Source organism: Microvirga sp. KLBC 81, assembly GCF_003075415.1.
Classification (GTDB): domain Bacteria; phylum Pseudomonadota; class Alphaproteobacteria; order Rhizobiales; family Beijerinckiaceae; genus Microvirga.
This window is the reverse complement of sequence record NZ_QDAH01000036.1, coordinates 22,589-48,450: the sequence shown is the minus strand read 5'-3', so window position 1 is coordinate 48,450 and position 25,862 is coordinate 22,589. Positions and strand designations below refer to the sequence as shown.

Sequence of the window (25,862 nt, the reverse complement as noted above, 5' to 3'; positions counted from 1 at the left end):
CGCTAACTCAGGGAGGCGACAGAACGCCTGCCTTGTACCAGCTGTCAGATTGCAGACGGATGGGCCGTGGGAGCCGCACAGATTCGGCGGCTTTTCGCACGTCAACCAAAGGCACATTCATGAACGAAGAAGCCCCGGCTCCGAGACCAGCGGGACAACCAATAGTGGTACGGAGAGCCCTGGTCTGCCGACACCGGCGGATCTCACGACGGCTCTCAGGACATGTTCGTCAGCGCCTCGTGCGGAAAAGTGGATCCGGTTTTCCGCTCGAATGATGCGCTCACTTAAGCAAGTGAGCATCGATCCCAAAAGTGCAGATCCACTTTTGGGTCCGATGCTATAGCCTCCGGTCCTCAACCAATTTGGCGCAGGAAGCAGTCGCGTCCGCCTCTACTTGGAAACGCTTGAGGTGATTGATGCGATCACCTCTGAGGCTTTCTGGAAGGCCGCATCCCGGTCGGTAATACCGTGGCGGCGGGCGATGTAGCCGAAGTCGTTGTAAACCGCCCAGACCTCACCTTTCTCGTCCTCCAGAACCAGCAGGCGCACCGGCCAGTCGATGCCGGCGAGTGGATTCGATGTCATGAACTGCGACCCAAGCGCTGGATTACCAAAGACAAGGAGCGTCGATGGCCGAAGCTTGATCCCGGCATCAGAGGCAAGCTTCGATTGGTCGACTGCCAAGAAGAACATGATGCCTTTTGACGAGACGTCCTGCTTGATCCGATCGACCGTCTCGCTGATCGGATAGGCGCTCTTCACCCTCACGATGCCATTCTCAAGGGTTTGCCGGCCAACTTCCTCGGCTCTGACCATGGCGGGCGAAAGAGCGAGCGTGAAGGGGATCAGGGCAGTGGCACACAAGCCTGCAATGCGGGTAGCCATCGGGCACTCCTCCGAGTTGCTGCTCACGCACCGCACGTGAGCCATGGCAGCATGAAGGAACCCACGTTCATGTTGAAATACCGAGCGACTCCCAAATCGATACCCATCAGCTATCGTTGCATGGTGGCGCAACTGGCGTGCGCGGTGTGAGGCTTACCTGCGGCGGAGGCAGCAGACGACGCGGCCACGGTCAACCCGCGGTTGATCTCGTCACGAGTCGTAGCGCTCCTTGCCCATCCCTTCTCGTCCGTCTCAACTCACACGCTTCTCAATGAGCTGAGCTGGAAAACCGCGGGTGCTGCTGGTTGCTCGCGTTATGCCGATCCAGAATTCGTCGAAGCCCCATCAGGAAGACGTGCTCAGCCAGTTGGGTTTGACCGCGTTAGCGCATCGTGCGGAACCGAAGGGCCGCGTCAGCGAAAAGTGGACCCGGCTTTCCGCCCGAACGATGCGCCGTTAAACAAGGGAGCATCGGATCGAACCCCAAAAGAGCAAATCCGCTTTTCACGTCCGAGGCTCTCGTACGGCGTGTCCTCGGCGCGCTGACGCCGCAGAGCCTCGGCATACCAGACGAGTTCGTCGACGAAGCGCCCGGCTGATTGATCGAGCCTCGGTTTCTCCGGAGACCTCTCAGTGCTGAGAGCCATGCCGATCTTGGGTATCGGCAGCAGGGATGGAATGCTTGGCATCCCGAGTTCGCGAAGTATCGCCAGCAGCTGCATGGCAGCCCTGACGCCGCCGAAACGCCCGCCCGAATAGCAGACAATAGCCGAGGCCACCCGATGCGGCTACGGCTCTGCTTATCTGGTCTAGAGCATCGTGCGGAACCGAAGGGCCGCGTCAGCGAAAAGTCGATCCGGTTTTCGCTGACGCGGCCCTCCGGTTCCGCTCTCAACGATGCTCTCATTGAAGGAGAAAGCATCGGATCGGTCCCAAAAGTGCAAATCCTCTTTTCACGTCCGATGCTGTAGAAGCCTGCCCTAGGCGGGCTCCTCCGCTCTTTGGCGCTCCTTCTCCAGATCGATGGCGAGGGCCGGCTGACCGAGCCATCGAGCCCGCATGGCCTCGCGGACAAGAGCTCCAACCGCCGGGGAATACGGCCGCCCGCGGACCGTCACCAGATTGACCTCGCGCCAGATTTCCGGATCCACCATGGGACGTGCGACGACCATCGGATGTCTCGCACAGCTCTTGGGCATGAAGCCAAAGCCGAGCCCAGCTACGGCCATGGCGAGGATCCAATCATCCCTCTCACTGCGATAGACGGTGTCGCACCCGGCAAAACCATGCTCTCTCCATAAAGGTCCGGCATAGCCGTTGAACTCGCAATTGATACGGTTGAGATAGCGCTCCCCCGTGAGGTCGCGCGGCGTGATCACGTCCCGAGGCGCAAGCGGGTGGTTGGGCGAGACGACGATCATGAACTGTTCCCTGAACAAGGGCATGTAGTGCAAGCGCTCGTCAGGCTCTCGACCCGGGATGCAATAGATCGCAACCTCGAGCTGGCCGTTGATGAGCCGGCTCTCCAGGTCCGCCGCGCTTGCATCGACAATCTCAAGTTCGATCCCGGGATGTCGCGCCTGCAGGCCACTGACGAGCTCGACGAGTTCATCCGGCTGGATCGTACACATCACACCTAACTTCAAGGTCGTTTTTTTCAGCTTGGCAAAGTCGAAGGCCTGCCGCTTGGCCTCCTGCGCTTGGGCATAGACCTGCTCAAGATGCGGCTTCACCATGCGCCCCAGCTCCGACAGGTGAGTGTTGCTCCGCTCGCGATGGAATAGAACGCCGCCAAGCTCCTCCTCAAGCAGCTTGATGGCTCGCGTCAAGGAGGGCTGCGCGACGTTGCAGCGCTCTGCTGCCCGCGTGAAATTGAGCTCCTCACAAACGGCCAGGAAGTACCGGATCTGGTGCATCTCCATCGGAGTCCTCCTCCCCGTTGGCAAATCGGCTCTACCGTCGATCAGCCTGTTGCGGTGATAGCTTCCGGCTATGGAATCGAGGCCTACTCGGCATTTTCAATCAGGCCTGGCCTGACCGACCATGAGGCTACCGCATCGCGCCGGCTACATCGGATTGCCTCCATCTGGGCGCAGCGGAACAGAGGAGACATTGATATGCTGAACCGAATTCAAGGCCCCTTTATGCTCCGGCATGGATTGTGTGCAGTCGCTCTCCTGGCTGGCGCCGTCTTGGCCGCTCCCGCAAATGCCGGGGAGTGCCCCGCTGACAAGGTCAAGACAAGCGCCCGCACCCAGGGCGAAACACGGCCCAAGGGCGTCACGGACACCGTCCTCGCCTCAATCGACCTGTCCAAGGAGAAGGTCAACCTGCAAGACCGGCAAATGCGGATCCGGCGACTGGTGGTCCAGCCCGGCGGCGTCGTTCCCTGGCACAGCCATGAAGACCGCCCTGCCCTGATCTACATCGTCTCGGGAACGATCGAGGAATATGCCAGCAACTGCACCGTGCCGATCGTGCACAAGGCCGGCGAGGTCTCTGTCGAGAAGCTCGGTGTCCAGCACTGGTGGAAGAACACCGGCAAGGCTCCGGCGGTCCTGCTGTCTTCCGATGTCTTCCACGAGATGAGGAAAGAGGACGAGCACATGATGTGAGCACCTTCGTCGTATGGGAGGCGCCCAGTCCCCAGGCACTGGGCGCAACCCGGCTCGCGAGGAGATAGTCATGACGGATCTTGGTGAACATCATGCCATGCCGATGCATGGCCACCACGCCGGCACGCTGGAACGGACACTTCTGATTGGTCTGATCGCGTTCCTGACGGTCATCGACCTGTTCGGGACCCAAGCCATCCTGCCGGCGCTGGCCAAAGCTTATGACGTGACGCCAGCCGCAATGGGGTTTGCTGTCAACGCGACTACGATCGGTATGGCGGTTGCCGGCCTCACTGTTGCTTATTTCAGCCATCGCATCGACCGGCGGCGCGGCATCCTCGTCAGCCTGACGGTGCTCGCAATCCCGACCGCTCTCCTTGCCGTAGCGCCCGATCTCAGCACCTTCACGGTCCTGCGCATCGCTCAGGGCCTATGCATGGCCTCCGCGTTTACGCTCACCCTGGCGTATTTGGGTGAGCATTGCAGCGCCATGGACGCAGGTGGAGCCTTCGCGGCCTACATCACCGGCAATGTCGCCAGCAATCTCTTCGGCCGGCTTCTCGCTGCCGGCTTTACCGATCACTTTGGCCTGCAGCCTACCTTCTATGCGCTTGCCGGACTGAACCTGCTCGGCGCAGCCATCGTCTATTTCTGGTTGACGCAAGCCGCACCCATGATGGCGCAGGACCAGCCGAGCCGTTCACCCTTCTCCGTCTGGGCCGAGCATCTGCGCAACCCGCTCCTGCGCCCGAGCTTTGCAATCGGCTTTTGCATCCTGTTCGCCTTCATCGGCACCTTCACCTATGTCAATTTCGTTCTCGTCGGCGAGCCGATCTCGCTTGACCAGATGGCTCTCGGTTTCGTCTATCTCGTCTTCGCACCGTCCATCGTCACGACCCTGTTCGCCGGCCACGCTGTGCAGCGGTTCGGGACGAGAGTGACCTTCTGGGGTTCCCTCGCTGTCGCAGGATTGGGTCTGCCGCTCCTCGTTTTTCCCAACTTATCGGCTGTGTTGGCAGGACTTATGCTCGTTGGGATCGGCACCTTCTTCGCCCAGGCGACTGCTACAGGTTTCGTCAGCCATGCGGCTACGACGGACCGGGGGTCAGCGAGTGGGCTTTACCTGGCGTCGTATTTCTTCGGCGGCCTCGTTGGCAGCGCGGTCCTGGGCCAGGTTTTCGACCAGTATGGCTGGGCCGCGTGCGTCGCCGGCGTCGGAATCTCGCTCTTGGTCGCAGCGCTTCTGGCCGTGCGGTTACGACCTGCGGCCGAGAGACCATTGCCCGATGCAGAGCGCGATGTTCCGCCTCCGTCTCCGGCTGCTGTCCACTAAGTGCGCGTGTCCTGCGGCTGATAGCAGCCCCCTATGAACCGGCAGCAACCTGGCATTTCGCCCAAGCAAAGCAACACAACCAAGGAGGATCATCATGAATGTCGCCCTCGCCCAACCAACGACAGTTTCGGCAAGAATCCTGGACGGCAAGGTAGCCGTTATCACCGGATCCACCAGCGGCATTGGTCTTGGCATTGCCCATGCCTTCGCGTCCGCCGGAGCCTCTGTCGTCATCAATGGTTTCGGCAAATCGGATGAGATCAGCAACACAATTGGAAGGCTGCAGCGCGAAACAGGCGCAAAGGCCGTTTATTCCGCCGCCGACATGACCAAGCCGGATGAGATCGCGGGTATGATCAATCTTGCGCTGGAGACGTTCGGGCGCCTCGACATTCTGGTCAACAACGCCGGCATCCAGCATGTCAGCCCGATTGATCAGTTCCCGGTCGAGAAATGGGATGCGGTTCTGGCCATCAATCTCTCGTCGGCCTTCCACACGATCCGTCATGCCCTTCCGGCGATGCGTCGGCAGGGCGGAGGCCGTATCATCAACATCGCCTCGGCCCATGCCCTGGTCGCATCCCCATTCAAGGCTGCCTACGTGGCTGCCAAGCACGGAATCGTCGGCCTGACCAAGGTCGTGGCTCTCGAGACCGCAGAACAGAACATCACCTGCAACGCCATCTGCCCGGGTTACGTCTCTACCCCGCTGGTCGAGGCGCAGATCGACGACCAGGCCAAGTCCCACGGCATCCCGCGAGAGCAGGTCATCCGGGACATTCTCCTGGCGCAGCAGCCCAACAAGCGGTTCGCCACTGTCGAGGAGATCGGTGCCTTCGCCACTTTCCTGGCCGGCGATGCCGCCGCCTCCATCACAGGGGCCGCTCTGCCGGTCGATGGCGGCTGGACGGCCCATTGAGGAGGACGCCATGATGAGACACGTCACGCCTCAAGCCCTCAGAACGGACAAGGGCTCCGACGAGGCGGTGATCCGCGAACTCGAGCGGGCGGGAACCCCGCCTGAAGCGATCACCGAACAACGGCTCCCAGAGACGGTGCCGACCCGGTTGCGCCGTGTCCCAAGGGAGCTCGGCCAGATCGTTCTCGTTCTGCAGGGCGGCGGTGCGCTCGGTGCCTATCAGGTCGGCGCCTACCAAGCCCTGCACGAGGCTGGGGTCGAGCCGGATTGGGTCATCGGCACCTCGATCGGGGCGATCAACGCCAGCCTGATCGCCGGCAATGCGCCGGAGGACCGGCTGGAGCGACTCCGGGAGTTCTGGAGCCGCATGCAGCACAGCCCCTGGGCGGAACTCCTGGGAGCTTGGCCTCTGATGGGGTCCTTGGCGACCAACCTGACGACGATTACCCAGGGCATTCCGGCCTTCTTCCGCCCGAACCCTCCGGCCTTCCTCGGCCTCCACATGCCCTTGGGACCCGAATCTGCCGGCTACTACGACACATCCCCTTTGGCCCGGACTCTCTCCGAGCTTGTCGATTTCAACCGGATCAACGGTCGGGAGACGCGGCTGACGGTCGGGGCGGCGAACGTGCGCACCAGCGAGATGCGCTATTTCGACAGCCGCGACATGGATCTCGATGTCCGGCACGTCATGGCGTCCGGCGCGCTCCCTCCGGCCTTTCCGGCCGTGCGCATCGACGGGGACCTCTATTGGGATGGCGGCATCCTGTCGAACACGCCCGTCGAGGCGGTGTTCGACGACAACCCGCGAAAGAACTCAGTCATCTTTGCTGTCCATATCTGGAATCCGCAGGGGCCCGAGCCGGACACGATCTGGCAGGTGATGAACCGGCAGAAGGACATCCAGTACTCGAGCCGTGCGGTCAGTCATATTGCCCGGCAGAAGCAGATCCATCGTCTCCGGCATGTGATCGCCGAGCTCGTCCGTCGCCTGCCGGAAGCGGATCAAAAGACCCAGGCCGTCAAGGACTTGGCTGCTTATGGCTGCCTGACCCGGATGCATGTGGTCCGGCTGCTGGCGCCGCCGCTTGATGGCGAGGATCACACGAAGGATATCGACTTCAGCCCGAGCGGCATTCGCAAGCGCTGGAAGGCCGGATACGCCGACACGAGCCGTGTCCTCGAGATGGCTCCCTGGTCCGGGGAATTCGATCCGGTCGAAGGCTTTATCCTGCACGAGGCGCGCCCTGGAGTGATGATGACCGCAGGGTAAGGCATCGGCCATGCGAACCGGCTCCGCACACCGATGAACAGATCCGACCGAGCTGCCGCGGGAGAATTCTCATGAACGTTACCCTTCTCCAAGCAATGACTGGTTCTGCAAGAGTCCTGAACGGCAAGGTGGCTATCGTCACCGGGTCCACCAGCGGCATTGGTCTTGGCATTGCCCACGCCTTCGCGTCCGCCGGCGCATCGGTCGTCATCAATGGGTTTGGCAAGCAGGATGAGATCGGCAACACGATCGAAAGCCTGCAGCGGGAAACAGGCGTAGCGGCAGTCTACTCCGCTGCCGACATGACCAAGCCGGACGAGATCGCCGGCATGGTGAACCTCGCGCTGGAGACCTTTGGACGACTGGATATCCTGGTGAACAATGCCGGCATCTTTCATGTCGGCCCAATCGATCAGCTTCCGGTCGAGAAGTGGGATGCGGTTGTCGCGATCAATCTGTCCTCTGCTTTTCACACGATCCGTCTGGCGCTTCCGGCAATGCACCGCCAGGGCGGGGGGCGCATCATCAACATCGCCTCGGCGCTCGCGCTCGTCGGTTTGCCGCTCACGTCAGCCTATGCGGCGACCAAGCACGGAATCGTCGGCCTGACCAAGGTCGTTGCGCTGGAGACGGCGGAACAGAACATCACCTGCAACGCCATCTGCCCCGGGAACGTCTGGACACCGCTTGCCGAAGAACGCATCGCGGAGCAGATGAAGGTGCATGGTCTCCCACGCGAAGAGGTGATCAGGACGATATTGCTGGCGGAGCAGCCGAACAAACGCTTTGCCATGGCCGAGGAGATTGGGGCTTTCGCCACCTTCCTGGCCAGCGATGCCGCCGCCTCAATCACTGGTGCGGCGCTCCCCATGGACGGCGGCTGGACAGCTCACTGAGACGAGATCCTACGCCTGAACGCTGTCATCGACCGGAGATTCGTTGAACGTGGTCCGCTCGACCGCGAGGGCACGCTCCCCGAACCAGCGCGTGCTCATCGCCTCGTGCACCAGTGCTCCAACGGCCGGCGAGTGCGGCCGGCCCCGCACGGTGACGAGGTTCACCTCACGCCAGAACTCGGGCTCGATGATCGGCAGGCCGACGACAGCCGGATGATTGACAGAGTTTGCCGGCATGAAAGCCCAGCCGAGTCCAGCCGCGACCATGGCCAACGTCCAGTCATCCCGCTCGCTCCAATAAACGGCAGTACATTTGACATTCTGTGCCTGAAATACCGGATCGGCGAAGCCCGCGAACTCGCAGTTCGTGCGATGGATGTAGCATTCCCCGTCCAGATCCTTCACCCGGACGGCGTTCTTGCTCGCCAGACGATGCTGCCTTCCCAGAGCCGCAACGATCTGTTCCCGGAAAAGCGGAAGTATGTGGAGGCGCTCGTCCGGCTCATGGCCGGGAATGCAGTAGATGGCCACCTCCAAGTCACCTTGGAGAAGACGTTCCTCAAGCTCCCAGGCATTGGCGTCGGCCATCTTCAGCTCGATGCCATCGTGCCGCGCCCGAACTGCGCTGATGAGGCCGATGATCTGATCAGGAGCGATGGTGCACATGATGCCGAGCTTCAAGGGAGCATGCCTCAGCCTGGCAAAATCCACTGCCTGGCGCTTCGCCTCCTGCATCTCGCGATAGACCTGCTCCAGATGCGGGCGGACGATACGGCCGAGCTCCGACAGATGCGTATGGGAGCGCTCCCGATGGAAGAGTAGCCCTCCAAGCTCCTGCTCCAGTTGCCGGATGGCCCGCGTCAGGGAGGGCTGGGCCACATGGCAGCGCTCAGCGGCGTGGGTGAAGTTCAGGTCTTCGCACAGGGCGAGGAAGTACCGCACCTGATGCATTTCCATGGCATACCTCCCGCGAGCTTAGCCTTGATGGGCTGGCGAGGGCCTGGTCCTCTTAAGGCTCGCACGTTGCTCAATCAGCCCTGCGATGGAGAACACCATCAGGAGGCAGGGAGCGTCGTCTACGTCAATTTGAGTTCAGAGAGTACGCCCCATCCAGAGATCGCGATGTTCGACTCCCTTACCGGCAAACGAATTACTGCAGGAATACCAAGACGATGTACTAAGGTGACGGTTAGGCCGATATGCGCAAGGCACTTGGGTATCGAGCTGGAACCTCAAGCAGAGGCTTCCAGCGCAGCCGCGAGACGGAATGCTCGTCAAACGCTCCTGATCTCCCTAGTTTTCGCGGAAAAGCGGCAAACTAATGGTCATGGCTGCGGGGCAGGACTGTCGGTTACATAGGCAGGCTGGTCCGGTGCTCTTACGACGCGATCCAGGATGGCGGCAAGATCCCACCGATAGTCACTACAGCCTCGGACGTGAAAAGTGGATCTGCACTTTTGGGACCGATCCGATGCTTTCTCCTTCAAGCAGAGCATCGTTGGGTGCGGAAAACCGGATCCACTTTTCGCTGACGCGGACCTCCGGTTCCGCACGATGCGCTAGCCCAATCGCAACTAAAGCCGAGCCGATCACGGCGGAGAGACGTTGGCCCGGGGGGGGAAGACCTTCTCGACAAAGATCAACAAGGTCAGCGATAGCATCCAGGCCAGGCTCATCGCACCCGCAGCCACCAAGGCCCCGAAAGGGCCCAGCAGCAGCCGAGGCAGCAGAGCCCATGCTGTACACCCATCCTGAGAGCCCCGACCGGGCCCTCGCGCCAGAGAAGCGCGACAAAGGCCAGTGGCGAGCGACAGTGGCGCAAGCACAGGCATTTGAGCGGGGTGAGCTGATAGAGCCCTGCCATGATCAGAACGCCCCCAGCCCAACACCATGGCTTGGAGCCGCCGGGTGTGAAGCCATGTCACGGCCAAACTGCACAAGTGGGTAGACCAACAGACCGGAAACCAGCCAGACCAGCAGATGGCTAACGAGGTGGATTGATCGTCTGGACCCGCTGCCCTGGTGGCATTGTCGGTCCGGTCAGGGCCCCTGCCCGTCCTATGACCTTGCCCGGGATCTCGGCTCGCCAGAAAGCCAAGTCGTTGGCCACTTCAAACGTGACCGGGACGAACTCGACCCCTCGGAATTCACCGATATCGGCAGCAAAGTTCGCCGGCCAGCCGCCGGCCTGGCCTGCGAAGATGGATTATAGCGCCTCGCGCTGCCGCTCATCGGCTCTCTCGTCGATGAACAGCCCCATGATCGCCTTCGCCTCTCCGGCCCGCAGATTGCCCTCGAAAGCCCCAGCGCGAGCAGGTTCAGATCGTCAAGAGGGACAGTACCGAAATGGCCGCTCCGGATGTGCCAGGCGAGCATACCTTGGCAGGCGTTGTTGGTGGGTGCTTGAGCAAACTCGCAGGAGCAAGAAATGTCGCAACTGCAGATGTCGAAACAGTCGTCTGCAAGATGCCAGTCCGGGATGGATGCTCATGGAACATCCCTCCTCGTCTGCTGCATGATACTCCCGAGTGGTGCGAACGTCAGGGTCCGGAAGAACTCGTCCTCCGCAAGAGCGGAAAGGGTTTTATCTCGATCCATGAGATTCTTTGCCCCAACGAGACCTGCATCACGATGCCGAATGGCTCTCCTGTTCAATGCGGCACGAGCCACCTCGCGGCTGAAGGAAAGAAATTCGTTTTGAATGCGACGCTTACTTCCGGCGAGCTTGATCTGGCAAACACGACACCTCCGTTGGAAAGCGCACCCTTCCTCCATCAAAGCAAAAGGCGGGTTGCAGCTTCACACTGCAGCCCGCCCTTGAGAGATCTTCGCTGCTCAGCGGGCGAAGCGGCTCCCGCCACGCCCGCCGAATTCAAGCAGCGAACTGGTTCATCGTGTTGTGCGCGCCGCCAGCCTTCAGCGCGGCCTCGCCGGAGAAGTATTCCTTGTGGTCGTCGCCGATGTCGGAGCCGGCCATGTTCTGGTGCTTCACGCAGGCGATGCCCTGGCGGATTTCCTGGCGCTGCACGTTGCGGACGTAGCCCAGCATGCCCTGATCGCCGAAATACTCCTTCGCGAGATTGTCGGTGGAGAGGGCGGCCGTGTGGTAGGTCGGCAGCGTGATGAGGTGGTGGAAGATGCCCGCGCGCTTCGCGCCGTCCGCCTGGAAGGTGCGGATGCGCTCGTCGGCTTCCTTCGCAAGATCGGTGTCGTCATAATCCACGCTCATGAGCTTCGCGCGGTCGTATTTCGACACGTCCTTGCCCGCCTTCTCCCAAGCATCGTAGACCTGCTGGCGGAAGTTGAGCGTCCAGTTGAAGGACGGCGAGTTGTTATAGACGAGCTTCGCGTTCGGGACGACCTCGCGGATGCGGCCCACCATGCTGGCGATCTGCTCAATGTGCGGCTTCTCGGTTTCGATCCAGAGAAGATCGGCGCCGTTCTGCAGGGCGGTGATGCAGTCGAGCACGCAGCGATCCGCACCCGTGCCGGGACGGAACTGGAAGAGATTGCTCGCCAGGCGCTTCGGACGCATGAGCTTGCCGTCACGGTTGATGACCACATCGCCATTGACGCAGTTCTCGGGAGTGATCTCCTCGCAGTCGAGGAAGCTGTTGTAGAGATCGCCGATGTCCCCCGGCTTGTGGCTGATGGCGATCTGCTTGGTGAGGCCCGCGCCCAGCGAGTCGGTGCGGGCAACGATGAGACCGTCATCGACGCCGAGCTCGAGGAAGGCGTAGCGCACGGCGCGGATCTTGCCGAGGAAGTCCTCGTGCGGAACGGTGACCTTGCCGTCCTGATGGCCGCACTGCTTCTCGTCCGACACCTGGTTCTCGATCTGGATGCAGCAGGCACCTGCTTCGATCATCTTCTTGGCGAGAAGATAAGTGGCCTCCGCATTGCCGAAGCCCGCATCGATATCGGCGATGATCGGAACGACATGGGTCTGGTAATTATCGATCGCGTTGAGGATCTCCTTTTCCTTGATCGCGTTGCCGGCTTGGCGCGCGGCATCGAGATCGCGGAACAGAAGCCCGAGTTCGCGGGCATCGGCCTGACGCAGGAAGGTGTAGAGCTCCTCGATCAGCGCGGGAACGCTGGTCTTCTCGTGCATGGACTGGTCGGGCAGCGGACCGAACTCGGAGCGCAAAGCCGCGACCATCCAGCCGGAGAGATAGAGATAGCGGCGTTTGGTGGAGCCGAAATGCTTCTTGATCGAGATCAGCTTCTGCTGGCCGATGAAGCCGTGCCAGCAGCCAAGCGACTGCGTGTAGAGAGAAGGATCGGTATCGTAGGCGGCCATGTCCTCGCGCATGATCTTCGCGGTGTAGCGCGCGATGTCGAGCCCGGTCTGGAAGCGGTTCTGCAGGCGCATGCGCGCAACCGATTCCGCATTGATGCCGTCCCAGGTCTTGGCGGTTTCGATGATGCGGTGAGCCTGTGCAATCTGATCTTGATAAGCCACTTTCGTATCCTCGCTTTCGGGAAGGTTGAACGAGGAAGTAGCCGGGGCGTTCGGAACCGGGAAGGCGAGTTAAGGTCCAGGTGTGAAGCTTTACAATACAACGTCTGTCAGTATGTAAATTATTGACAAATTCTCGGAGAGGCCATGCAATTGATTCCATTGCGAAATTGTCGGATTTCGACGCAACGGGATCCCGGCGCCTAGAAAGAGATACACCTTAAGTCTATGGTTTTTTGGGAAAAAGCGACACCTCTTGTCAGCCTTGTCAGACGGGTGCAGAGCCTTCGAGGCAATCTTGCAGCAAAATGTAAAGAGCTTACAAAACGCGACCTTTTATCGAACATCTACACGCTCGAGACGCTATCTCCGCAAAGGAATGACAAGCCGGCTCGTCATTGAAAAGGCTGGCGCCAGATCGCCCCGAAGGCGATCCAGGCCAGCCCTACAATCGCGTTTTATGGTGCGGAAAGCCGCTTACTTCCGCTTCACGATGATCGGCACGATCATGTCACCCCAGAAGCCATCCTCCGAATGGTGGCGCATGACACGCTGCAGCTCCACCGAGAGGCCCTGCTCGACACAGTTCTGCACCGCTGCATTCACCCTGTGCAACTCGTTCGCCAGGATCCGCACGGCCGCTTCCTGCTCGCGGGTCAGCTCGGTTGCAAGCTCGTCAACCCTGCTCGTCTGCTCAGGTTTGCTCATCATCAGTCCTCCGCTTCGCTGTAGCCTGCTGAGGAACAGCGTTCCTATCGCGCAGCATGAACCACCCATGCGAGGACATCAACAGAGAAGGCTCGGCCGCAAATCTAGACGATCGTCGATGCCGCGCGTCGGGAGACCAGATGCGAATTTGCGCGAGCGCACGGAACGGTGAAGCTCTGGACGCCGTTGGTATGTCTCCATTGTCTGTCTGACGCGTGAGGAGAGCCCTGCCATGCCAACGGTCATCGCCATCGAAGCCAAGCCCCTCGGCGTCGGAGACATCAACAGCGAGTTTCATCATCTTTACCTGGTGAAGAGGGTCACCGATAGCCAAGGCAACGTGCTATCGGAGACGGTGATCCGGGGCAGCCTCGAATCTGATGGGAGTCTCGGGACCCTCGCAAATGTCGATCTGGCATCTTCCCCCGACAGACGAGGATCGGATACCCTCGCGGAACGGCATCACACCGTTCTCGATCTAGGCGGCCGTGATCCTGAGGATGTCTGGAGGATAATGGTCCAGCATGCGGCGAACATCGATGCCGCCCACCTTCCTTACAGCTTCGACATCTATAAGGAGCTTCCGGGAGGCGACCTCAACAGCAACTCGGTCATTGCATCCGTGCTTCATAGCGTCGGCATCGACTGGCCCGTGACCTATCCCATCGGCATTCGCCCTGGAGAGGCGCCCCTCTATGGTCAGCTCCCATACATGACGGTGAACGACCTTCTTTACGGGACAGTGCACAACGACCGGATTCTCGGTGGCGTTGGACATGATGTCATCTACGGCGGTCCGGCAAACGACAGACTCGCCGGCGAGAACGGAAACGACAGGCTGCACGGAGGAAGCGGCGACGATTATCTGACAGCAGGCGCTGGCAACGACCGTCTTTACAGTGGTGATGGCAGCGACCTTGTTCGCAGCGGTTCAGGGAAGGATGCCGTTGTGTTCAACACACAAGCGAATGGGGTCCGCGACACCCTTCTGGACTTCTCCGTCGTCGACGACACGATCTGGCTGGATAACAACGTCTTCACAGCCCTCGGGTCGGCATGGCAGTCGCTGACACCATCGGCATTCTGGATCGGGACCGCCGCACATGATGCCGACGACCGGGTCATCTACGATTCCGTCCACGGGGTTCTCTCCTATGACCCGGATGGCATCGGTGGTACGCGAAAGGTCGCCATCGCGAATCTCGAAAAGGGTCTCGCGATGACCAATGCCGACATCTTCATCGTCTAGAACGTTTTTCGGTGAAGTGAACCTCGGCTCGTACTAAAATGCGCCGCACCAAAGAACAGAGTTGTTTCGACGCAAGTGTAAACAACTCTACAGCATCGGACGTGAAAAGTGGATTTGCACTTTTGGGACCGATCCGATGCTTTCTCCGTCAATGAGAGCATCGTTGAAAGCGGAACCGGAGTTCCGCACGATGCTCTAGTCGCGGCTTGCTTCTTGATCCTCTGCGGTTTCCCGTGGGCTCGGACGGGTGACGATGTAGAGAGCAACACTGCCCATGATGGCGGCGAGGATGAAAGGCACGTAAGGGCTTTGGGTCAGCCAGACGGTGATGGCGTAGGACAGCGCAAGCGTCAGGAGCGCATAGACCTTGGCGCGCGAAGGGATTGCGCGCTGGTCGCGCCAGGTGGTCAGAAGAGTGCCGAAACGGGGATGTTCATAAAGCCTTTCGGCCAGTGCCGGGTTGGATCTCGCGAAGCACCATACGGCCAGGATCACGAAGGGGGTTGTCGGCAGCAGCGGCAGCACGATCCCGATGATACCGAGCACAAGGCTCGTATAGCCGAGAGCGAGGTGAAACCTGCGCATGCTTCCTGTCCTACTGCTGCCTACCCATGATAGAGAAAGAACGCGCGCCTCTTCTGATCGTGTCTGACGACTCATCAGCGCAGCAGTTCCTGCTCCATGCGCGCTCCGATGTCCAGAAGTCTGCGATCTTGGCCGTGCCGCGCCATCAGCATGAAGCCGACTGGGCGCTCGCGATCCGGCAACGGCAGCGACAACGCCGTCAGATCGAACTGGTTGGCCACTTGTGTGTTGCGCAGGATCAGACCATCAGTCTCGTTGTAGAGCTGCTCGTCAGTCTCCAGTGGCGCAATCAGAGGCGCCGTGATGGCGGTCGTGGGCAGGGCCAACACGTCGACAGGAGCGAGGCGCTGATCCATGGCCTCTACCAATGCGCGGCGGCGGCGCATCATCCGCAAATAAACGTGAGCCGGAACCGCGCTGCTCCGTGCGAGCCAGTAATGAACGCGCGGATCGATTTCAGCCGAGCGGCTTTCGAGCCAGTTCGCATGTACCTCCGCAGCTTCGATGGAGGCGATGGAGGCTGCTGCGGTCGTCTCCCGCATGGCCATGAGGAGATCGTCGATTGCGTAATCGACGATTATTGCACCGGCCTGCGAGAGGTGACCCAAGGTTCTCTCGAACGCCTCCTCTACTATCGCTTCGCTGCGCGAGAACAGACGCCCACGTGGAATACCGATCCGCAATCCCGTCAGCGGATAGGGTTCGAGCGTGCGGGGCTCGTCCCCTGCCATGATCGCGTCAGCGAAAGCGCAATCCTGCACGGAGCGGGCAAGCGGGCCGATGGAGTCGAGACTGGGCGAGAGCGGAAAAGCGCCCTCCAACGGTACGCGTTTCGCTGTCGGCTTGAAGCCCACGACACCGTTGAGCGCAGCCGGAATGCGCACCGAGCCGCCCGTGTCGCTGCCGATGGAAATCTCGGACGTTCCCTCGGCTACCGAGACCCCTGCCCCGGAGGAAGAGCCGCCGGGAATCCGCAACCGATCAACCGCGTTGCCAGGGGTGCCGTAATGCGGGTTGAGGCCGAGCCCCGAGAAGGCGAACTCCACCATGTTGGTCTTGCCCAGGATCACGGCACCGGCCTGGCGCAGGCGGCGGACGATCGTGGCATCCCGTGCGGCAGGCGGGGCATCACGCAGCACGATGGAGCCTGCGGTCGTCGCCTCACCCGCCACATCGAACAGATCCTTGATGGAGATGAGTGCGCCGTCGAGCGGGCTTAAGGAGATTCCGGCCTGCCGTCGCGCATCGGCGGCATCCGCGGCAGCCCGAGCGGCTGCGGGATAAAGGTTCAGAAAGATCCTCTCGTCGTCCTCCCGGGCCGTCAGCCGCGCCAGAATCATTTCGAGCTTGTCACGCACCGTCATCATGGGGGTATCCGAGTTGAAGGTCTGTTGTCTCTGCCACCATCCGGGCCGCGGCGAAGAGCCAAGCTGCCCGACGTTTCTGCAGCCCAGCGCTAGAGCTTCGGACCCAAAAGTGGGATGCACTTCTGGGATCAATCCGATGCCCCTTTCTATACAAAGCGCATCGTGCGGAAAACCGGGTCCACTTTTCGCTGACGAGGCGCTAGGAAGCATATCGCTCGATGGCCTCGCCCGCCCCATCACCATCCACCATCACGTTCTTGATCGGGAAGGTGATGACGCAGCGGACGCCGTCAGGGCGGAAGTCGAGCTTGATCTCGCCGCCGAGCTGCTGCGCGAGACCGCGTTGAATCAGCTTGGTGCCGAAGCCCTGACGCTTGGGTGGCGTCACGGGCGGGCCTCCACTCTCGACCCATTCCACGATCAGGACCGGCGGGTTGAGCGAGGGTGTCATCGCCCACATGACGTTCACCTTGCCCTCCGGCGCCGTGAGGCTGCCATACTTCGTTGCGTTGGTGGCAAGCTCATGAACCGCAAGGCCAAGCGCCAGCACCGCGCTCGGCTGCAAATTGATCCTGGGTCCGCGCAGGCGGATGCGCTGGAGCATCGTATCCTGGTAGGGTTCCAGCTCGTTTCTCAAGACATCCTCCAGCAGCGCGCCCTGCCATTGAGAGGCGGTGAGAAGATTGTGCGTCTTCGAAAGGCCCTGCACCCGGCCAAGGAAGGCGTCCCATACTGTCATATCGCCATCCTGAGCGGATCGACGCGTCATCGAAGCGACCGATTGCAGGTGGCCAGCGTATTCTTGACCCGGTGATTGAGCTCATGCAGCAGAATCGCCTGGCGCTCGTCTGCCAGCTTGCGCTCCGTGATATCCTGCGAGACCCCAACCAAGGACAGATGGCCATCGGCACCCACGCGCACGCGTCCGCTGATGCGGATCCAATGCTCACTGTGATCCGGCCAGATGGCGCGATATTCCACATGAAGGTCCGATCGGTTCTCCACGGCCTGAGCGACAGCCCGGGCCTGTGTTGCCCGATCATCCGGATGGATGGCGGCGATCAGATCCTCGTAGGAGAAGGGCTCGTCGGGTCTGCGACCGAAATTGGCGCGACAGGTGAGTGAGGTCACGAATGTGCCGGTGGAGGGCGTGTACTCCCACGAGCCGAGATCGCCCGCATTGAGCGCCAGGCGCAGGCGTGCCTCGCTTTCGGCGACGCATGCGAGAACCTCTTCCCTCTCCCGTTCGTGCTTTCGGATTTCAGCAGCCGCATCCATGAGCGCCCTCTGGACGGTGTCGAACTCCTGAACATTCGTGGTCGCTCCAGCCACATCATGGCCTTGGCCAAGGGCCTGCGCCGCAGCGACGAGCTGGTCGACAGGCTTCGCGATGAAACGTGAGAGGATGGCAGCCAGAGCAATGCCGACGAGGATGCACCCTGCCATGACCAGAAGCCAGAACAGGGAGCGCTCGAATGATGCGGCGGGTTCCGTGGATGGCACGCTGATGATGAACGTCCAGCCATAGGTGGGCGACTTGCTGAAATATGTGCGGACCGGAACGCCATCCAGCGTCACGCTTTGCACATGACCTTCACGAGACGATGCGACGGCATCCCGCACGACGGGATTTGCGAGTTGTCCCACATACCGTTCAGGCGCGCGGGAACGGGCGACGATCCTGCCATTGCGGTCGAGCACGGCGGCGTTCCAGCCATCCGCAATCCGCTGATCACGGATGAGCTGCTGAAAAATCTCGGTTCCAATGGCTGCCGAGAGAATATAGACGACTTTGCCATCGATGACGACGGGCACGTCGAGAGTGAGCAGGAACTGCCCCGTCGCCGGCCCAACATAGAGATCCGACAATTGTGCCTTGCGCGTTTCCTGAACCCGGGACAGCTCTTTCTGCCGGATGCTGTCCGGCAAGGGCGTGCCATAGGGCACCCGTGTATTGAGAAGAACCTTTCCGCCGGGGTCGATCAAGGCAACCCAGGACGGGCTTGCAAGTCCAACCGCGCTGGCCTGCCGGTGGAACGCAGCGAAATCTCGATTGGGGAGGTGAGGCGACAGAGCGAGCACCCGCAGGGCCATCTCGCTCTTCTCGATCTCGCGATCGAGAGACAGGCTCAAGGCTCGAGACGTTTCCTGAAGACGCAGATCCGTCGCCACGCGCTCGGCGTGATATCCGGAATAGAACCCGGCCGCTGCAATGAGGATGGCCGGCAAGGTCAGAGCGAACACAAGCCCCCAGAGAACCTGCCGTAGCGAAGTGCGAGGCACGATGGGAGGGCCTCGTCCCGTGGGAGCTGTTTCTGCTGTGGTTTCTACGCGCTTCTCCATGTCAGCTGATTTCGTGAATCGGCATGAGAATGCGCACCAGCACCTCAGGCCTGTCGGACGGCCATTCGACGTTCGCATCGAGCTGCCGCGCCAAGCCCTTCAGGATGGTGCCCGAAGCACCGTTCTGCGCCGCCTGCTTCTCTTCGGGGCTGAAGGCATCATCGGATAATTGAAAAAGCAGCCGGCCATCACGCACACGCATGACGAGCTTCAACTTGCCGTGCCGCTCCTTGTAAGCATAACTAAGTGCGTTCACGATGATCTCGTTGAACAGAAGCGCCATGGGCGCGGCCTTTGCCGCTTCCACTTCGATATTCTCGACATCGAACTCGGGAGTGATCGTCACACCGGAAACTGCGGTCGTCAGCTCCTCGCAGATCCCTCGCGCGAAATTGCTGGCGTCGAAGCGGGACGAGCCGTTCTTGTCATAGAGATCGCGATGCGCTGCGCCGAGAGCCTGGAGGCGTTCTCTCATGCGCTCCAGCACCCGGCTCGTCGCCTCATCCTCTGCATGCCGAATTTCAATGCCAATCAACGACATGAGAAGCTGCAGGTTGTTCTTCACGCGGTGGTCGAGCTCATGCAGAAGTGCAGTCCGCTCATCAAGCAGCTTTTGCAGGGCTTCCTGCGCCTGGCGCTTTTCGGTCCGTTCGCGCGCCTCGGCGAGCGCACGCAGAACCGTTCCGGGCAACCGGTCCAGCCTGTCCTTGATGACGTAATCCGTCGCCCCACGCTTGAGCGCCTCGACGGCTATCTCCTCGCCGAGTGCGCCGGAGACGAACACAAAGGGCAGTTCCGGACGCTGCCCCCGCACGAGGGCGAGAGCATTCAACCCGTCGAACCCGGGCAAAAGGTAATCGGCCAGAACCAAGTCCCATTCACCATCGCGAAGCGCCCGGGAAAAATCCTCCTCCAGGACGACGCGCTCCATCGATACGGACAGACCGGCTGCGGACAAAGCCTCCGTCACCAGCTCGGCATCGAGCGCACTATCCTCCAGGAGGAGGATGCGGAGCGATCGGCGGGATTGGTGAACGGCCGGCTGGTCCATGGGCAAAAACCTAGCGATCAGCCCGCCTCGGTGGCGGCTCGTTGAGGATGGCCCAGAACACGCCGAGATCCTGGATCGCATCGAAGAATTCGCGAAAGCCCACCGGCTTCACCACGAAGGCGTTGACGCCAAGCTCATAGCTGCGGATCAGATCACTTTCTTCCCGCGAGGAGGTGAGCATCACCACGGGCGTCTGCCTCAGATGCGGATCGGCCTTCACCTTCTCCAGCACCTCGAGCCCGTCGATCTTCGGAAGCTTGAGGTCGAGCAGCACCACGGCGGGGTCGCTGGTGTTGCGATTCTCATGGGCGCCTCGCCGGTAGAGAAAGTCGAGCGCCTCCTCGCCATCGCGCACAATGACGACCTCGTTGGCAAGCTGGCTCTGCTCCAGGGCGGCCAGGGTCAGTTCGAGATCCTTCGGGTTGTCCTCAACCAGCAGGATCGGTTTCAATTCCGGCATTCATGCCGCTCCTTCATTCTCGGGCAGGGCAATAAAGAAGGTTGCGCCCCTATTCGGCTGAGCCTCGGCCCAGCTGCGGCCCCCATGTCGCTCGACAATACGGCGAACATTGGCCAACCCGATCCCGGTTCCCTCGAAGTCCTCGATCCGGTGCAGTCGCTGGAAAACGCCGAACAGCTTGTCGACGTACTTCATATCGAAGCCGACGCCGTTGTCCCGCACGAAAAAGACGATATCCCCGCCATCCCTATAGGAACCCACTTCGATGCGGGATGTATCCCTTTTCCGAGAATATTTGACGGCGTTATCCAAAAGATTCTCGAAAACGAGACGGATCAGCACCGGATCCGCCACGATGGTCGGGAGGTCACCAACGATCCATTCGATCCGGCGGTCCCCCGCATGTTCCACGAGCTTCCGGCGGATCTCCTCCACAAGCTCCCTCACATTCACAGGGCGAGGCTTGAGCGCCGTGCGGCCCATCTGCGAGAAGCGCAGCAGATTGTCGACGAGCGTTCCCGCCGTGTAGGCCGCCTCGATGATCGTATCGATATAACGCTTGCCGCGCTCGGACAGGCCGCTCCACTCCTGCTTCTTCAGGAGTTCCGAATAACCGACGATATGGCGGAACGGCGCGCGCAGATCGTGGGACACGGAATAGGAAAAGGCCTCCAGCTCCTTGTTGGAGCGGCGAAGCTCTTCGGCCAAAGCCGCCAATTCCTCCGCGCGACGCAGCACGATGCCAACGATGGCATTGCGCAGCTCCTTCGCCGCTTCGATCTCGCTCTGATCCCAGGGAAGCGAGCGCCCGCGCACAGTCTCCTTCCAGATTTCGAAGGAACGCCGGGGGTGGAGGCGCAATGTGCCGGCCTCTTCCCGAACGGGCTTCTCGGGATTTCCGCCCCACTTGACCGTCTGCATCATTTCGGGCCGGAACCAGAGAATGTAGCTCGAGCGCATTTTCGAGACGGAGATGGAGAGAAGGCCGCTCGCCTTGCCCGCATAGCTCTGAGCTGCCGTAAAGAGTTCGCCCAAGCGATCGGTGGCGAATACGTCCTCCTGATGATGCTCTGAGAGCCAGGCATAGAGCGCCCTGACTTCTTCTTCGCCCGGAGCCTCGCCCAGGCGCCAGCAATGCTCGTCCGTGACGATGGCAACGCCCTGCGCACCTGCGAGCAGCATCAAGTCCGCCGGATGGTTCACGAGCCCGTCGACGAAGACGTTCTCTCCTGCCATGTAGGCGAGAAGCCGCGCCTGGACGGCGCCGAGCCGCACGCGATTTTCCGCCAGCGTCGTATTCTCCCGGGCTTCCAACTGCAACGAGAAGATCTGGGTGAGGAAGTCGCAGGCATTGCGCACCGGCAGCGAGACGCGCTGAGGCTCGCTGTTGTGACAGGAGATCAGCCCCCAGAGCGCGCCATCGCGCAGGATCGAGATCGACATGGACGCGGGCGTGCCCATGTTGCGCATGTATTCGAGATGGACGGGCGAAACGCTGCGCAGCACCGAGTCGCTCAAATCGAGCGGCGTGGGATCGTGAGACTGGATCGGCACGGGCGTGTAGTTCGCATCGGGAATGATGCGCAGGCGATTGCGGCGGTAGAGCTCCCGCGCCTGGGCCGGGATGTCGGAGGCGGGAAAGCGCAAATCGAGATAGGACGGCAGGGCCTCGTTCCGGTCTTCGGCAATGACGGTGCCGTTCCACTGCTCGTCGAAGCGATAGATGAGAACCCGGTCGAATCCGGTCATGCGGCGGATGTCTTCCGCCGCCAGCTGGCAGAGACTGTCGATGGTGGAGGCTCCGTGCAGCTCCTCCACGAAACGACGCAGGGTCGGGCAGAGCGCATCGATGCTGGAGATCCTGTCTTCAGGCACCGCCTCCAGCTCGAGGATCACATGACCGCCCGAGCAGGAAAGCACGGCATCGAAAGCCGTTTCGCCCGCGGCCGTTTTCAGCACGATCGTACGGACATAGCGCGCCGTTCCCAGTGGCATCGGCTCGGCCAGATCCCCCTCCAGCCGCGCGGCCACCTCAGGCAGAGCCTCGCGGAAGGTTTTTCCCAGAATTGATAAGGGATCGATCCCGAAGACCGACACCGTATTGGTGCTCGCGTGCGTGATCGTCAGGTCTGTGCCGGACATCGCGAACAGGACACCGTGCGGCTGAATGCTGCCGGGGATGTGGATCGGCTCCCGCTCGCATGCGGTCAAGTCAATCTCTTGCGGTACTTGGCTGTTCATGCGGCCTCGCAGAGCCAGTCATGCATGACGTCGAAGGTTTTCTGGGCGGTCTCGACGATCACACCGTCGGCTTCAGGAGAGGAGGCCTCCAACAGCTTCGCTCCAAACTGCTTCCACATGACGGCGATCTCACGCCCATAGCTTTTGAAATAGGCACAACCCGTCTTGTCATCGAGCCCGAGCGTTCGCTCCACCTCGCGCGCGATGATCGCGCCGCCGAGCGTCGAGCCCTCGACCACATACATGCTGCCGAGCACGGCTGCAGGCGACGGCAGAGGCATGAGAGGATCGCATTGCGGCAACCGGATGATCTCGTCGCAGGACAGTCCGAGCGCCTTGAGATCCTTCACCAGAAGCTTCGTCTTGCACCGGCTCTCGAAGAAAGCCTTGTCAGACGCGAGGGCGCTGGCCGCTTCCTCCCATGCGCTGTGAAAACCGTAGAAGCGGATCAGCAGGTTCGTGTAGCCGTCGCGTGTGGCGATACGGCGTTCAAAGTCCATCGCCTTCTCGATCCGGTCGTGAGCGGGTCTGGTCTCCGTTTTCAGCCGTTCAAGCAGCGTCATGACACCTCGTCCAAGGAACGGCCCAGCTTTCTGGCGGCAAAGCGCTCGATAAGGCCTAGCCCGTCGTGGATCAGAATGGCGAGCAGCGCAACCACCAATCCACCCTGCAGAACGAAGGCGATGTTGTTCGATTGCAATCCTGCGATGATCACCTCGCCGAGTCCCTTCGCGGCAACGGTCGAACCGATAGTGGCGGTGCCCAAGCTGATGATGACGGAGAGACGAATGCCGGCAAGGATCACCGGAAAGGCCAAAGGCAGCTCGACCTGAAAGAGGCGCTGTCGCGCATTCATCCCCATGCCTCGCGCTGCCTCCAAGGTCTGCGGCGAAACCTGCGTCAGGCCCGTCAGCGTATTCTCGAAAATCGGCAGAAGGCCATAAAGGAACAACGCGATGAATGTCGGCTTCTCGCCGAAGCCTACGAGCGGCACCGCAATGGCGAGGACCGCAATGGGCGGAAAGGTCTGCCCGATATTCACGAGACTGCGCGAGAGCGGAAGGAACTCGGCCCCGGAAGGGCGGGTGACGAAGATGCCAAGCGCGACGGCAAGAACCGTGCCGGCAAGAGTCGCAAGAACCACTGTCCGCAGATGCTGCAGGGTCAGAAAGAGCAGGCTTCCCTGATTGTAGATGGCGGGCGCGCGATTAGCCGTCAAAGGCTCGAAGAGAAACGCGAAGGCCTGCGGCATCGCGATGAAGACCACGAGCAGGATCAGAGCCGTCAACCGGAGAAGCGAGGCCAGATTCATGGGAGAGGTCGCCCATGCTCCAGGATGCCGCCGACGCTCACCTTGCCGATGATCGCCCCCGAGGCATCCGCCACCGGCAGGGCTTTTCGCCCTAGCCACATGAGACGCGACAGCGCATCGTGAAGGCTCTCGGAAGCCGCAATCGGCTCGCCCTCGGCGCTGCCCGGTTCGAGAGCGTCCTGCACCTTGGTGAGGGTCAAAAGCCGGAAGGGTCGTTCCGCTGTTCCGACAAGTCGCTCGACAAAGTCATCGGCCGGGCGCATCAGCAACTCGGCGGGCGTCGCATGCTGCAAGAGCCGCGCCTGGTCCATGACGGCGATGCGATCGCCGAGATGGAACGCCTCGTTCATGTCATGGGTGACGAGAACGATGGTGGTTCCCAAGCGACGTTGAATGGCGAGAAGATCATCCTGAGCCTTGGAGCGGATCACCGCATCGAGCGCGCCGAACGGCTCATCCATCAAAAGAAGCGCAGGCCGTGCCGCCAGCGCACGCGCCACACCGACACGCTGCTGCTGCCCGCCGGATAGTTCATTCGGAAATTTTTGGGCGAACTCCGCCGGATCGAGCTGGAACAGATCGAGCAATTCCTCGACGCGTTGCGCGATCTTTTTGCGATCCCATCCGAGCAGGCGCGGTACGGTAGCGATGTTGGCAGCGACCGTCCGATGGGGGAACAACCCATAGCCCTGAATGACATAGCCGATGCGATGTCTCAGCTCATCTTCCGGGATCGAGCGCGTATCATCCCCATCGATGAGAACCCGTCCCGCGCTCGGCTCCACCAGACGGTTGATCATGCGCAGCAAGGTCGACTTGCCCGCGCCGGAAGTGCCCACGACCACGGTGATCGTGCCCTCCTCCACTTGGAAGGACACGTTGTCGACCACGGTGGTCGCGCCATAGCGCTTGGTGAGACGGTCGATCTCGATCATGCGAGCGCCCCTTTGGCGATATCGACCAGCGCATCGAGGATGATGGATGCCGCAAAGGACAGGCCGACCGTGGGAATCGCACCCAGGAGCACGAGATCGATGGCCGTCTGACCGATCCCCTGGAAGACGAAGGCGCCGAAGCCCCCTCCGCCGATGAGCGCCGCCACCGTGGCAAGTCCGAGATTTTGGACGAGCACGATGCGGATGCCCGCAAGGATCACCGGAAGAGCAAGCGGCATCTCGATCTGCATCAGACGCTGGCGCGCCGACATGCCCATGCCGCGCGCCGCATCGACGACGGCCGCAGGCACCTGGTTCAAGCCGGCAATCGTGTTGGCGACGATGGGAAGGAGCGCATAGAGAAAGAGGGCGATGAAAGCCGGTGTGGCCCCGATGCCTCGGATGCCTAACGCGGCGGCCAAGGGCACGCTGGCAGCGATCGCGCCGAGCGGGGCCATGAGAAGGCCGAACAAGGCGATGCTCGGTATCGTCTGCACGATGCTCAGGCCCTGCAGCACGGCCACTCGCAGCGTTCTCGTGCGATGGCCGGCAATGCCGAGCGGAATGCCCACGAGACAGGCTGCCGCCATGGAGCCGAAGGCAAGCAGAAGGTGCTGGCGCGCCTCGCGCCAGAAGCTGTCCGCGCGGGTGTGATATTCCTTGAGGATCGAGAGATCGTTCCAGATCCCTGAAACGAGCAGAAGCGCCAGAGCGCCTGCTCCGACAGCCAGAGCGATCAATCGGCCGTAAGGTCCCAGCCTCATGCGCGCCAAGGCATCGATGGCCAGCAGCGAGAACGACAAGGCCAGGAGCCAGAAGCCAAGCGACGGCGAAACGCGGGCGAAGCTGTTGTCGGCCGGCGTCAGGAAACCGGCGGAAAGGCCCAGAGACGGGAGCAGAATGGCAAGACCGATCACGGCCGATCCCAATCGTCCGAGCGGATCGCGCACCAGCACGCTCCCAACGGCAACGCCGAGCGCCACCGCCACCACGACCGCGCCCATGGTGATCGGCAGCGCCTCGATCAGCAGGCGTGCTTCACCGGATGCGATGCGGGTGGCGCGATAGGTGGCAAAGGGAGCGGAAAAGAGCGCGATGCCAATGAGGATGGCGATCACGCTCCCGAGCCGGTCGAGGGAGAACGCGGGGCGTGGCGGAATCATGCCGAGCGCGCTCGTCCGGGATGTCACGGAACTCACGTTGAACCTTGGTCTTTTCTTGGCCACCC

The 25,862-nt window shown here is 61.3% G+C and carries 25 protein-coding genes and 1 pseudogene; 6 read left to right on the top strand and 20 right to left on the bottom strand.

Annotated elements, in window-relative coordinates:
* Positions 1-390 precede the first annotated feature (390 nt).
* From DC522_RS19925 to DC522_RS19915, 3 genes are all read right to left on the bottom strand, one after another.
* Complete coding sequence (locus DC522_RS19925) at positions 391-885, bottom strand: DUF302 domain-containing protein (RefSeq protein WP_116530393.1); 495 nt, start codon at positions 883-885, stop codon at positions 391-393.
* A gap of 413 nt (positions 886-1,298) precedes the next feature.
* The gene (locus DC522_RS19920) at positions 1,299-1,664 is read right to left on the bottom strand and encodes an NADPH-dependent FMN reductase (RefSeq protein ID WP_205769703.1); all 366 of its coding nucleotides are present in this window, start codon (positions 1,662-1,664) and stop codon (positions 1,299-1,301) included.
* A 201-nt stretch (positions 1,665-1,865) separates the two neighbouring features.
* Positions 1,866-2,807 (bottom strand): LysR family transcriptional regulator, encoded by a 942-nt coding sequence (locus DC522_RS19915; protein ID WP_116530392.1) that lies wholly within the window; start codon positions 2,805-2,807, stop codon positions 1,866-1,868.
* Between the two features lie 195 nt (positions 2,808-3,002).
* Here DC522_RS19915 and DC522_RS19910 point away from each other — a divergent pair, with 195 nt between their 5' ends.
* From DC522_RS19910 to DC522_RS19890, 5 genes are all read left to right on the top strand, one after another.
* The gene (locus tag DC522_RS19910) at positions 3,003-3,500 is read left to right on the top strand and encodes a cupin domain-containing protein (protein WP_116530391.1); all 498 of its coding nucleotides are present in this window, start codon (positions 3,003-3,005) and stop codon (positions 3,498-3,500) included.
* A 70-nt stretch (positions 3,501-3,570) separates the two neighbouring features.
* Positions 3,571-4,833 (top strand): MFS transporter, encoded by a 1,263-nt coding sequence (locus tag DC522_RS19905; RefSeq protein WP_116530390.1) that lies wholly within the window; start codon positions 3,571-3,573, stop codon positions 4,831-4,833.
* 94 nt (positions 4,834-4,927) lie between these two features.
* On the top strand, positions 4,928-5,752 hold the full coding sequence (locus DC522_RS19900; protein ID WP_116530389.1) for a 3-hydroxybutyrate dehydrogenase: 825 nt from the start codon (positions 4,928-4,930) through the stop codon (positions 5,750-5,752).
* A 10-nt stretch (positions 5,753-5,762) separates the two neighbouring features.
* Positions 5,763-7,025, top strand: a complete 1,263-nt coding sequence (locus DC522_RS19895; RefSeq protein WP_116530388.1) for a patatin-like phospholipase family protein — start codon at positions 5,763-5,765, stop codon at positions 7,023-7,025.
* A 71-nt stretch (positions 7,026-7,096) separates the two neighbouring features.
* Positions 7,097-7,921, top strand: a complete 825-nt coding sequence (locus tag DC522_RS19890; RefSeq protein WP_116530387.1) for a 3-hydroxybutyrate dehydrogenase — start codon at positions 7,097-7,099, stop codon at positions 7,919-7,921.
* A 9-nt stretch (positions 7,922-7,930) separates the two neighbouring features.
* On the opposite strand, the gene DC522_RS19885 is transcribed toward DC522_RS19890, so the two are convergent.
* The 6 genes and pseudogenes from DC522_RS19885 to DC522_RS19860 all read right to left on the bottom strand — a co-directional run bounded on the left by DC522_RS19885 (position 7,931) and on the right by DC522_RS19860 (position 13,091).
* Positions 7,931-8,878, bottom strand: coding sequence for a LysR family transcriptional regulator (locus DC522_RS19885; RefSeq protein WP_116530386.1), 948 nt, complete (start codon positions 8,876-8,878; stop codon positions 7,931-7,933).
* Between the two features lie 715 nt (positions 8,879-9,593).
* Complete coding sequence (locus DC522_RS36075) at positions 9,594-9,785, bottom strand: DUF2182 domain-containing protein (protein WP_245444343.1); 192 nt, start codon at positions 9,783-9,785, stop codon at positions 9,594-9,596.
* A 120-nt stretch (positions 9,786-9,905) separates the two neighbouring features.
* Positions 9,906-10,076: a DUF1326 domain-containing protein gene (locus DC522_RS36935; RefSeq protein ID WP_256369878.1), complete on the bottom strand. Its 171-nt coding sequence runs from the start codon at positions 10,074-10,076 to the stop codon at positions 9,906-9,908.
* A 206-nt stretch (positions 10,077-10,282) separates the two neighbouring features.
* Positions 10,283-10,351, bottom strand: a pseudogene (locus DC522_RS36930) (DUF1326 domain-containing protein); the annotation flags it as partial.
* A 442-nt stretch (positions 10,352-10,793) separates the two neighbouring features.
* Positions 10,794-12,386 carry an isocitrate lyase gene (locus tag DC522_RS19865; protein ID WP_116530384.1) on the bottom strand — a complete coding sequence of 531 codons (1,593 nt, stop codon included), beginning with the start codon at positions 12,384-12,386 and terminating at the stop codon, positions 10,794-10,796.
* Between the two features lie 474 nt (positions 12,387-12,860).
* A complete protein-coding gene (locus DC522_RS19860) occupies positions 12,861-13,091 on the bottom strand; it encodes a hypothetical protein (protein ID WP_371680045.1) in 231 nt (76 codons plus the stop codon).
* A gap of 232 nt (positions 13,092-13,323) precedes the next feature.
* Here DC522_RS19860 and DC522_RS37095 point away from each other — a divergent pair, with 232 nt between their 5' ends.
* Positions 13,324-14,340, top strand: coding sequence for a calcium-binding protein (locus DC522_RS37095; RefSeq protein ID WP_165820224.1), 1,017 nt, complete (start codon positions 13,324-13,326; stop codon positions 14,338-14,340).
* A gap of 195 nt (positions 14,341-14,535) precedes the next feature.
* On the opposite strand, the gene DC522_RS19850 is transcribed toward DC522_RS37095, so the two are convergent.
* The 11 genes from DC522_RS19850 to DC522_RS19800 all read right to left on the bottom strand — a co-directional run bounded on the left by DC522_RS19850 (position 14,536) and on the right by DC522_RS19800 (position 25,797).
* Complete coding sequence (locus DC522_RS19850; protein ID WP_116530382.1) at positions 14,536-14,925, bottom strand: YbaN family protein; 390 nt, start codon at positions 14,923-14,925, stop codon at positions 14,536-14,538.
* A gap of 74 nt (positions 14,926-14,999) precedes the next feature.
* A complete protein-coding gene (locus DC522_RS19845; protein ID WP_116530381.1) occupies positions 15,000-16,292 on the bottom strand; it encodes an amidase in 1,293 nt (430 codons plus the stop codon).
* Positions 16,293-16,491: 199 nt separating this feature from the next.
* Positions 16,492-17,031, bottom strand: coding sequence for a sensor histidine kinase (locus DC522_RS19840; RefSeq protein WP_245444341.1), 540 nt, complete (start codon positions 17,029-17,031; stop codon positions 16,492-16,494).
* Positions 17,032-17,057: 26 nt separating this feature from the next.
* Entirely contained in the window at positions 17,058-18,575 is a 1,518-nt protein-coding gene (locus tag DC522_RS19835; RefSeq protein WP_165820223.1) for a PAS domain-containing protein, read from the bottom strand.
* 61 nt (positions 18,576-18,636) lie between these two features.
* Entirely contained in the window at positions 18,637-19,686 is a 1,050-nt protein-coding gene (locus DC522_RS19830) for a sensor histidine kinase (RefSeq protein WP_165820222.1), read from the bottom strand.
* A 10-nt stretch (positions 19,687-19,696) separates the two neighbouring features.
* Entirely contained in the window at positions 19,697-20,146 is a 450-nt protein-coding gene (locus DC522_RS19825; RefSeq protein ID WP_116530377.1) for a response regulator, read from the bottom strand.
* A complete protein-coding gene (locus DC522_RS19820) occupies positions 20,147-22,357 on the bottom strand; it encodes an ATP-binding protein (protein WP_245444339.1) in 2,211 nt (736 codons plus the stop codon). It lies immediately after the preceding gene.
* Between the two features lie 26 nt (positions 22,358-22,383).
* A complete protein-coding gene (locus tag DC522_RS19815) occupies positions 22,384-22,950 on the bottom strand; it encodes a biliverdin-producing heme oxygenase (RefSeq protein ID WP_116530375.1) in 567 nt (188 codons plus the stop codon).
* Positions 22,947-23,699 carry an ABC transporter permease gene (locus tag DC522_RS19810; protein WP_116530374.1) on the bottom strand — a complete coding sequence of 251 codons (753 nt, stop codon included), beginning with the start codon at positions 23,697-23,699 and terminating at the stop codon, positions 22,947-22,949. The genes DC522_RS19815 and DC522_RS19810 overlap by 4 nt, the downstream gene beginning before the upstream one ends.
* Positions 23,696-24,634 carry an ABC transporter ATP-binding protein gene (locus DC522_RS19805; RefSeq protein WP_116530373.1) on the bottom strand — a complete coding sequence of 313 codons (939 nt, stop codon included), beginning with the start codon at positions 24,632-24,634 and terminating at the stop codon, positions 23,696-23,698. The genes DC522_RS19810 and DC522_RS19805 overlap by 4 nt, the downstream gene beginning before the upstream one ends.
* A complete protein-coding gene (locus DC522_RS19800) occupies positions 24,631-25,797 on the bottom strand; it encodes an ABC transporter permease (protein WP_116530372.1) in 1,167 nt (388 codons plus the stop codon). The genes DC522_RS19805 and DC522_RS19800 overlap by 4 nt, the downstream gene beginning before the upstream one ends.
* Positions 25,798-25,862: the final 65 nt, after the last annotated feature.